This is a genomic window from Micromonospora sp. KC213 (assembly GCF_004348325.1).
GTDB lineage: Bacteria > Actinomycetota > Actinomycetes > Mycobacteriales > Micromonosporaceae > Micromonospora.
The window spans coordinates 17,777-27,060 of the sequence record NZ_SMKF01000072.1 but is presented as its reverse complement, the minus strand read 5'-3'; the positions used below and the strand labels follow the sequence as shown (position 1 = coordinate 27,060).

The following is a 9,284-nucleotide window of genomic DNA, read 5'->3' as shown; positions in this document are numbered from 1 at the left end:
GGGTGGGGGAGTGGTTCGCCGGCGAGCGCTACGGCGCCCGTCCGGACATGATCATTCTGGCCAAGGGACTGACCGCCGGCTACGCGCCGATGGGCGCGACGATGGTCGGCCAGCGGGTCGCCGACGTGTTGCACAAGCCGGGGATCATCCTGAACCACGGTTTCACCTTCAGCGGGCATCCGCTCTGCGCCGCGATCGCGCTTCGTGCCATCGAGATCATGGAGCGCGACCGGATTCTGGACAACGTGCGCGACAACCAGGATCGCCTGGCCGAGCGCATGATCGCGCTGGCGGGCCTGCCGATCGTCGGCGACGTGCGGGGTGACGGTTTCTTCTACGCCGTCGAACTCACCGGCGACGCCGAGGGGGGCCGATTCTCGGCGGCACGGCACGACGCGTTGATCCGTGACCTCATCCCGCGCCGGATGCGTGAGGCCGGGCTGCTCGCCCGGGTCTACGACCGGGCCGAGCCGCTGCTGCAGATCGCCCCGCCGCTGATCAGCACGCCGGAACTGCTCGACCGCATCGTCGAGATCATCGGCAACACGCTCGACGAGGCGTCGTCCTGGCTTACTACCTCCTCCCGATTGGAAGCGCGATGACCACCACCCCCTACACCATCGGCCCGCTGAGCTGCGCCCCCGGTGAGCGCGCCGAAGGTCTGATCCCCGTTGGCACCAGCAGCTACGGCGTCGAGCTGGGCATCCCACTGCTGGTGGTCAACGGCACCGCCCCCGGCCCGGTCCTCTGTGTGGACGCCGGCGTGCACGGCGACGAGTACGACGGCCAGGAAACCGTACGCCGCATCGTGGCCGAGACCGACCCGGAGAGCCTGCGCGGCACCCTGGTCGGCATCCCCTGCATGAACACCGCCGCCTTCGAGGCCGCCAGCCGGGTCAGCGGCCTGGACCACGCGAACCTCAACCGCATCTTCCCCGGCGACGCCGACGGCTCGTTCTCGCTGCGGCTGGCCGCCACCTTCGTCGCCCAGGTGGTTCCGGCGATCGACGCTCTGATCGATCTGCACACCGGCGGCACGTATGGGGAGATCGCCCCACTGACCATCGTCCAGGGTGGCTTCGAGGAGCTGGCCATGCCGATCGGACTCGCCGCGGGACACCAGCTCATCTGGAAGGGCGGCAAGTGGGGCGGCACAGTCCGGCACCCCACGCTGGCCGCCGGTAAGCCGGCGATCACCATCGAGGTCGGCGGCGCCACCTACCGGGAGGCGCACGTCGAGGCGCACGCCGACAGCGTCCGCAACATCATGCGTCAGCTCGGTATGATCGACGGCGAGGTCGCGCTCCGGGAGACCTACACCGAGGTGAGCGGCACCTTCGCCCGCGCGATCGCCGGCGGTTTCTTCCTGGACCACGTCGCGCCCGGCGACGAGTGCAAGGCGGGCGACCTGCTCGCCACCATCGTCGACCACTACGGCCACACCGTCGAGGAGGTCCGCGCGCCGCAGGACGGCATCGTGCTGTGGCAGCGGCGGATCCGCACGGTACGCCCCGGCGACGAAGTGGTGATCTTCGGCCAGGTGCACGGAGAGATCCGGCCATGAGCGACCGGTTGTCCGAGGACGTCAACGACGTGGCCGGCGGTGTGGTCTGGGACCTGCTCATCGACGGCAAGCGGGTGCCCGCAGGCGACGGGGCGACGTTCACCGTGCTGGACCCCGCCCGCGGCACACCGATCGCCGACGTCAGCCAGGGTGGTGCCGCCGACATCGACCGCGCGGTCGAGGCCGCCAGGGCGGCGCTGCACGCGCCCGAGTGGACCGGCATGCGGGCGGCCGACCGGGGCCGGCTGCTGTACCGCGTCGCCGAGCAGATCCGCCGGCAGGGCGAGAGCCTGGCCCTGTTGGAGAGCCAGGACGTCGGTAAGCCGCTGCGGCAGGCGAAGGCCGACGTCGAGGCGGCGGCCCGGTACTTCGAGTTCTACGCCGGCATCGCCGACAAGCTCGGCGGCAGCACCATCCCGCTCGGTCCCGGGTTGCTCGACTACACCGTCCGGGAACCGATCGGCGTGTCGGGGCAGATCATCCCGTTCAACTATCCGTTGCAGAACACGTCGCGCGGGGCCGCGCCGGCCCTCGCCGCGGGGTGCACGGTGGTGCTCAAGCCCTCGCCGGAGGCGCCGCTGACGCCGCTGGAGATCGGTCGCATCGCGCTGGAGTGCGGGCTGCCGCCGGGCGTGCTCAACGTGGTGCCCGGTGGCGCCGACGCCGGTGCTGCGCTCGCCGCCCACCCCGGCATCAACCAGGTCACCTTCACCGGTTCGGTGGCCACCGGTATCAGGGTGGCCCAGGCGGCGGCGGCCAACGTCGTACCGTCCGTGGTGGAGCTCGGCGGCAAGTCACCCACCATCGTCTTCGCCGACGCGGACTTCGACCTGGCCGTGGCCGGGATCATCGGCTCGTCGTTCAGCAACGCCGGTCAGATGTGCTCGGCCGGCACCCGACTGCTGGTGCAGCGCGGTGCCGAGGGTTTCGTCGACCGGCTGGTCGCCGCGGTGGCCGCGCTCCGCCTCGGTCCCGGGCTGTCCGACCCGGACGTCGGGCCGCTGGTGTCGGCGCGGCAGCGGGACCGGGTCGAGGCGTACCTGCGGCTGGCGCGCGAAGAGGGGGCGACGGCGCGGGTCGGCGGTGGCCGGCCCGCGGATCCCGGTCTCGCGGACGGTTACTTCATTGAACCGACCGTGCTCACCGGGCTCACCAACGACGCCCGCACCGTCCGGGAGGAGATCTTCGGGCCGGTAGTGACGGTGCTGGAGTTCGACGACGCCGACGAGGCCGTCGAGATCGCCAACGACAGCCCGTTCGGTCTGTCCAGCTACGTCTGGACGCGGGATCTGGACAACGCGATGCGCCTCGCGCACGGCATCCAGGCCGGTCAGGTCTACGTCAACGCGGTCGGCGTCGGCACCGGCGTCGAGCTGCCGTTCGGCGGCTACAAGCACAGCGGCTGGGGCCGGGAGAAGGGGCTGGCGGCCCTGGACAGCTACACCCAGCTGAAGAACGTCTGCGTCGGTTTCGGGCGGCGGTGACCCATGCGGATGCCTCCCACTCGGCGCCGGTACCGACTCCACCGACTTGTACTGACCCAACGGAAAGAAAGGTAGAACCCACCATGCGCGAGATAGTCACCTTCGACGCCTACGCCACTCTGATCAACTTCCAGCTCGGCCCCACCACGCTGGAGGTGCTGGCCGACCGGCTCGACCTGGACGGCCTCGACGTGGACGAGTTCCTCGACGACTTCCGGGTCATGCGTTTCCAGGCCGTGCTGGAGGAGTACCGCAGCTACGACGAGGTGCTGCACTCCAGCCTGGAGAAGGCCATGCGGCTGCACGGTCTGCCGTACCGCACCTCGGACGGCGACGCGCTGGTCGCCGCGGTGCCCACGTTCGGGCCGTTCCCCGAGGTTCCGGACGCGCTGCGCGCGTTGAAGAGCCGCTACGAGATCGCGATCATCTCGAACACCGACGACGACCTGATCAAGCAGAACGTGGCGAACATCGGCGTCGAGTTCGACTACGTGATCACCGCCCAGCAGGCCAAGGCGTACAAGCCGGACCGGCAGACCTTCCTGCACGCCTACGAGACGATGGGCGTGGAACCCGCCCAGGTCATCCACGTCGCGCAGGGCTGGGAGTACGACCTCATCCCCACCCGTGACCTCGGCCTGCGTCGTCGCGTCTGGATCAACCGGTACGGCCGCCGCGGCAGCAGCGACTACCAGCCGTACGACGAGCTGCCCAACCTGTCCGGCCTGCCGGCGCTGCTCGGCTGCTGATTTCGGAGCCCACCATGAAACAGGTCCCCTACTGGCTAGACACCGCCCCACGGTTCCCCGACCGCTCGGGCGAACCACTGCCCGACCGGGCCGACATCGTCGTGATCGGCGGCGGCATCACCGGGCTGTCCACCGCGTTGCACTGCGCCCGCAAGGGGGCCACGGTCGTGTTGCTGGAGAAGGACCGGATCGGTTCCGGCGCCTCCGGCCGCAACGGCAGCATGTGCACCCAGGGCCTCACCATCAAGGTCGGCGAGGCCCGGAAGCGGTACGGGCAGGCACGCGCCCGCGAGCTCTACGACGCCTTCCGCACCGCGGTCGACGTCGTCGAGGAGTTGACGCACACCGAGAAGATCGACTGTGACTTCGTCCGTTCCGGGCGGCTCGGTGTGGCGTACAAGCCCGCACACTTCGAGGCGCAGAAGGCGGCCCACGCCGACCTGGCCCGCAACTTTGGCCACGAGACGGTGCTCATCAGCAAGAGCGAACTCCGCTCCGAACTGGGCTCCGACTACTACCACGGTGCCCTGCTCGACCCGCTCAGCGCCGGGCTGCACGTCGGCAAGTTCCTGCACGGCCTCGCCGAGGCGGTCGAGCGGGCCGGGGCGCGGATCCACGAACGCAACGCCGCCACCGGCGTGCGCCGCCTCCCCGGCGGTGGGTTCGACGTGGACACCTGGCACGGCACGGTCCGCGCCAAGCAGGTCATGGTCGCCACCGACGCGTACACCGACAAGTCGTTCCCCTGGCTGCGCAACCGGCTGATCTGCGTGGGCAGCTTCATCATCGTCACCGAACCGCTCGGGGATGAGCTCGCCCGCGAGATCATCCCGAAGGCCCGGCTGGTGGTCGACACGAAGAACATCGGTCACTACATCCGGCTGACCCCGGACAACCGGCTCGCCTTCGGCGGACGGGCCCGGTTCGCGCCGTCGGATCCGGCGTCCGACCGTAAGAGTGGCGCCGTCCTCAAGCGGGAGATGGCGGAGATCTTCCCCCAGCTCGCCAACGTCCGCGTCGACTACGTGTGGGGCGGCAGCGTCGGCTTCAGCTACGACCGCATCCCGCACGCGGGGGAGAACGACGGGCTGTACTACTCGATGGGGTACTGCGGCCACGGCGTGCAGATGGCCACCTACATGGGGCAGCGGATGGCCGAGATGATGGACGGACATGCGGAGGCGAACCCGCTGCGTGGCCTCGGGTTCCCGAAGGTGCCGGTGCCGTTCTACAACGGCACCGCGTGGTTCCTGCCGTTCGCCGGCGCCTACTACCGGGCCAAGGACAAGCTCGGCTGACCACTGTGTTGGAGCGGAGCCCGCCGCGCCCCCGGGTCACACGGGGGCGCGGCGCAGGGCCGGGTCTGCCCGGCGACTGTGGCGGCGTTCCACCGCCACGGCCGCCATGAGCAGGCAGCCGAGCATCGGCACCACGAGTGGCAGCAGTTGCCAGGTGACGACGACCAGCACGCCGAGCGCCATGATCAGCAGCAGCGAACCGGACGGGTCGCCGGTGACGGTGCGGCGGGCGGCGTGGCGTACCGACTGCCACCACGAGGCGCCTGGCGACCAGGCGGCCGCGGCGCGGAGGACGACCACCGACAGCGCCGCGGCGGCGAGGACGCAGCCGGCGGCGACGACGGCGCCGCCGGGCACCCCGGCGCCGCCGGGCACCCCGGCGCGGAGGATGAGCACGTCGCCGGCCAGGACCGCGTACCCGGCCGCGACGCCGAGCGACAGCGGAAGACTGCCCGGGAACGCCGCGCCGACGCGGGTGAAGAACGCGCGGATGGCGGTGGTCTCGCCGTCGACGTGCGCCCGGATGTGCGCGCAGCCGGCCGCCAGCGCCGGCAGCAGCGTGACGACCGGCAGGATCGCCAGCGCGACCAGTAGACCGGCCGTCAGGCACTCCGCGAAGAGCGTGAACCGTCTCATCCCTTGAGGCCCGACGTGGAGACACCCTCGACGAGGAAGCGCTGGAAGAACAGGAAGAACAGGATCACGGGTACCAGCGCGAGCGTCGACATCGCCATCAGCGCGCCGAAGTTCGAACCGGCGGTTTCGTCGATGAAGAGTTGCAGCGCCAACGGCAGCGGATACTTCTCCGGCGAGCTGAGGTAGATGAGCGGGCCGAAGAAGTCGTTCCAGGTCCAGATGAATGTGAAGATCGCCGTGGTGATGATGGCGGGGCGGGACAGCGGCAGCAGGATGTTCCAGAACACCGCCCAGTGGCCGGCTCCGTCGATCTTCGCGGACTCGTCCAACTCGTACGGGATGTTCCGCATGAACTGCACCATGAGGAAGACGAAGAACGCCTCGGTGGCGAGGAACTTCCCGAGCAGCAGCGGGGCGTACGTGTCGACGAGGCCGAGCTTCTGGAAGACCACGTACTGCGGGATGATCAACACGTGGAAGGGCAGCAGCAGGGTGGCGATCATGAGGGCGAACATGAGCCCGCGCCCCCGGAACCGCAGCCGGGCGAACGCGTACGCGGCCAGCGCCGAGGACGCCACCGTGCCCACGACCGACAGCACCGCCAGGACCGTCGAGTTCCAGAAAAACCGTGAGACGCTGATGCCGGCGATGCCCTCCATCGCCCGGTCGTAGTTGGCCGTCGTGACTCGGGTGGGCAGCAGTTGGAGACTGCCGATGATGTCCTCGGTGGGCTTGAAGGTCGCCGCCAGCACCCAGAGGATCGGGTAGAGCACGATGGCGAGCAACGCGATGGCGCCGGCGTGCCAGGCCACGGTCGACAGTCTGGGTCTCATCGTTTGTCCCCCGAGTAGTACACCCAGCCGCGCGCGGTGCGGAAGAGGAAGAGCGTGACCAGCCCGACGCCGGCCAGCAGCATCCACGCCATGGCCGAGGCGTAGCCCATCCGGTAGTCGCCGAAGCCGCGGTCGAAGAGGTAGATGGTGTAGAACAGCGTGGTGCCGGCCGGTTGGCCGTTGGGCCCCCCGACGATGTACGCGGACGTGAAGACCTGGAACGAGTTGATGGTCTCCAGCAGCAGGTTGAAGAAGATCACCGGGGAGATCATCGGCAGCGTGATGGACCGGAACCGCCGCCACCTGCCGGCCCCGTCCACCTCGGCCGCCTCGTACAGCTCCTTGGGCACCTGCTTGAGCCCGGCGAGGAAGATCACCATCGGTGCGCCGAGCTGCCAGGCGGCCAGCAGCACCAGCATGAGCAGGGAGAAGTCGGGGTTGCCGGCCCAACCTCCGGTGTGGATGCCGACCGTGCGCAACAGCCGGTCGACCACGGCGTCGTCGCTGAACATCGCCTTCCAGACGATCGCCAGACTGACGCTCGCGCCGATCAGGGAGGGACCGTAGAACGCCGCCCGGTAGAAGGCCCGCCCACGTCGTTCGTTGTTGAGCAGGACGGCGACCGCCAGCGCGCAGGCCAGCTTGATCGGTACGGCCAGGGCCACGTACAACGCGGTGACACGCACCGACTTGAGCCACCGGGCGTCGTCGAACATCCGCTGGTAGTTGTCGAGGCCGACCCACTGCGGAGAGTTGAAGAGGTCGTAATCGGTGAACGACAGGTACAGCGAGGTCACCATCGGGCCGAGGGTCAGCAGCAGGATCCCGATGAGCCACGGCGAGAGGAAGAGGTAACCCGCCAGGCCGTCGCCGGACCGGCGGGCCTGCTTGCGCGGGCCCGCCGGTCTGACGCTGCCGGCGTCGGTGCGCCGGTTGGACGTGATCGTTGTCATCGTCAGGACTCGAGGGTGTCTTCGACCTCGGTGAAGAACTGGTTGACGGCCTCGTCGACGGAGATCCGGCCGTACTGGAGTTCCTCGGCGATCCGGATGAACGTCTGCTCCAGGGTGCCGGCGCCCTTCGGCGGCGCGGGCGGCGCCTTGGTGAGCTGCTCCTTGAGCCCCTCTTCGTACGCGGCGACGGTGGCGAGCGGCCCTTCGAGCTGGACCGCGGCGCGCTGCGCGTTGGTGGCCGGTAGGCCGCGGTTGGCACCGAAGATCTTGCCGACCTCGGGGTCGTTGATCATGAAGGAGATCAGCTTCGCTGCCGCCTCCGCGTGCTTGGTCTTCTTGGAGACGCTGAGCAGCATGGCGGGCTTGAGGTACTGGCCCTGCGCGCCCGGGTTGTCCGACGGCACCGGCCCCAGCTTGAGCTGCGCCTTGGTGCTCGCCGCGTACCGGGCCATGAAGTTGTCCCAGCCCAGCTCGCCGGCGATCAGGTCGAGTTCCAGCGCGTGCTGCGGCTTGATCTGGACGCCCTTCTCGATCGGCAGCGTGGCCTTGGCGTCGGCGAGCGCCTTGCCCTCGTTGAAGAACCTCGCCAGCCGGGCCTTGTCGAAGCCGATCTTGCCGTCCTCGGTGTACAGCAGCCCGCCCTCCTGCCGCAGCTGCAACTCGAGGTTGTAGTAGCTGCCGACGTAGTTGCCGCCGCCGTACACCTTGCCCTTGGTGGCCTGGGTGATCTTCGCGACCGTGGCCCGGTAGTCGTTCCAGGTCCAGCCCGGCTTCGGCTCCGGTATGCCGGCCTGCGCGTACACGGCCGGGTTGTACATGTACCCCCAGGTGTTGGCGCCGACGGGGACGCCGTAGAGGCCGTCCTTGACCTGACCGGCGCCCTTGAGCCCGTCGAGCAGGTCGTCGAGCTTGAGTGCCTTGCCCTCCTGCTGCTTGAGGTCGTAGAGGGCGTTGCGGTCGGAGTACTCGCGCAGGTAGGAGAAGTCCATCTGGAAGACGTCCGGCGCGTTGTTGCCGGCGGTCTCCGTGGCCATCTTCTGCCAGTACGCCTCGTACTCCTGGAAGCTGGGCGTGATCTTGATGTTGGGGTTCTGGGTCTGGAAGAGGTCGATCGCCTTCTGCATCAGCGCGGCGCGGTCAGCGTTGCCCCACCAGGAGTACCGCAGCGTGACGGGACCGGACTCGGCGGCGTCGCCCCCGTCGTCGCCGCAGGCGGCCCCGGTCAACGCCAGCGAGGCAATGGCCGTTACTGCTATGAATCGTTTCAATAAACGCATCTGATCCTCCATCTGCTATGAGCGGTGCGCCCGTCAGGCGCTCCGCGGCGGGTTGTGCCGCGGACTGGTCGCCATGGCGAGCTCCCTGGTCGGTGGCCCGTGTCCTGCTGGAGTTGTCGCACCCGGCTGGGTGCACGGCACGTGACGACCCCGGTCGAGCGTGGACCCAGGTGCCTCGCGGTCGGCGACAGGCGTCCGACGTGGGGTGCCATCGACGATTCACGAGGCGGTGCCTGGGGTGCCGGCTGGGGCACCGGCCGGCCACAGTAGCCCTGGCCGGCCAGAATCTATGCCGTCATGTGGTCTCCTTCGGTGGGCGCAGCGCGCACACCATGGCGGTTACCGACGCGGGGTGACAGATATCGTTCTATGTGGTGGTGGTCTGAAAGTGCCACGCCCGCGGGATCACGTCAAGAGCCTGGTCGGCGCGAAGAGTGGGGCAGGTCGATCCCCGGCCGCAGTGGCGTCGACAAAGATCGATATTCCTCTG

Annotated in this window: 9 protein-coding genes; 5 read left to right on the top strand and 4 right to left on the bottom strand. The window is 69.1% G+C overall.

What is annotated here, in order from left to right; all coding sequences use genetic code 11:
• The 5 genes from E1166_RS16380 to E1166_RS16360 form a co-directional block, all read left to right on the top strand.
• On the top strand, positions 1 to 602 hold a 602-nt coding region (locus E1166_RS16380), incomplete at its 5' end, for an aminotransferase class III-fold pyridoxal phosphate-dependent enzyme (RefSeq protein WP_132339849.1).
• Complete coding sequence (locus tag E1166_RS16375) at positions 599 to 1,564, top strand: M14 family metallopeptidase (RefSeq protein ID WP_132339847.1); 966 nt, start codon at positions 599 to 601, stop codon at positions 1,562 to 1,564. The genes E1166_RS16380 and E1166_RS16375, both read left to right, overlap by 4 nt.
• The gene (locus tag E1166_RS16370; RefSeq protein ID WP_165944359.1) at positions 1,561 to 3,048 is read left to right on the top strand and encodes an aldehyde dehydrogenase family protein; all 1,488 of its coding nucleotides are present in this window, start codon (positions 1,561 to 1,563) and stop codon (positions 3,046 to 3,048) included. Before E1166_RS16375 ends, E1166_RS16370 begins: the two co-directional genes overlap by 4 nt.
• 83 nt (positions 3,049 to 3,131) lie before the next feature.
• Positions 3,132 to 3,797: a haloacid dehalogenase type II gene (locus tag E1166_RS16365; protein ID WP_132339845.1), complete on the top strand. Its 666-nt coding sequence runs from the start codon at positions 3,132 to 3,134 to the stop codon at positions 3,795 to 3,797.
• 14 nt (positions 3,798 to 3,811) lie between these two features.
• Positions 3,812 to 5,095 (top strand): FAD-binding oxidoreductase, encoded by a 1,284-nt coding sequence (locus E1166_RS16360; protein ID WP_132260428.1) that lies wholly within the window; start codon positions 3,812 to 3,814, stop codon positions 5,093 to 5,095.
• A gap of 36 nt (positions 5,096 to 5,131) precedes the next feature.
• Here the strand turns inward: E1166_RS16360 and E1166_RS16355 are convergent, their stop codons facing one another.
• The 4 genes from E1166_RS16355 to E1166_RS16340 are packed head-to-tail and all read right to left on the bottom strand — an operon-like array spanning position 5,132 to position 8,794.
• Positions 5,132 to 5,731: a hypothetical protein gene (locus E1166_RS16355; RefSeq protein ID WP_132339843.1), complete on the bottom strand. Its 600-nt coding sequence runs from the start codon at positions 5,729 to 5,731 to the stop codon at positions 5,132 to 5,134.
• The gene (locus tag E1166_RS16350) at positions 5,728 to 6,564 is read right to left on the bottom strand and encodes a carbohydrate ABC transporter permease (RefSeq protein WP_132339841.1); all 837 of its coding nucleotides are present in this window, start codon (positions 6,562 to 6,564) and stop codon (positions 5,728 to 5,730) included. The genes E1166_RS16355 and E1166_RS16350 overlap by 4 nt, the downstream gene beginning before the upstream one ends.
• Positions 6,561 to 7,517, bottom strand: a complete 957-nt coding sequence (locus E1166_RS16345) for a sugar ABC transporter permease (RefSeq protein ID WP_132339839.1) — start codon at positions 7,515 to 7,517, stop codon at positions 6,561 to 6,563. Before E1166_RS16345 ends, E1166_RS16350 begins: the two co-directional genes overlap by 4 nt.
• A gap of 2 nt (positions 7,518 to 7,519) precedes the next feature.
• Positions 7,520 to 8,794: an extracellular solute-binding protein gene (locus E1166_RS16340; protein WP_165944358.1), complete on the bottom strand. Its 1,275-nt coding sequence runs from the start codon at positions 8,792 to 8,794 to the stop codon at positions 7,520 to 7,522.
• Between the last annotated feature and the right edge of the window lie 490 nt (positions 8,795 to 9,284).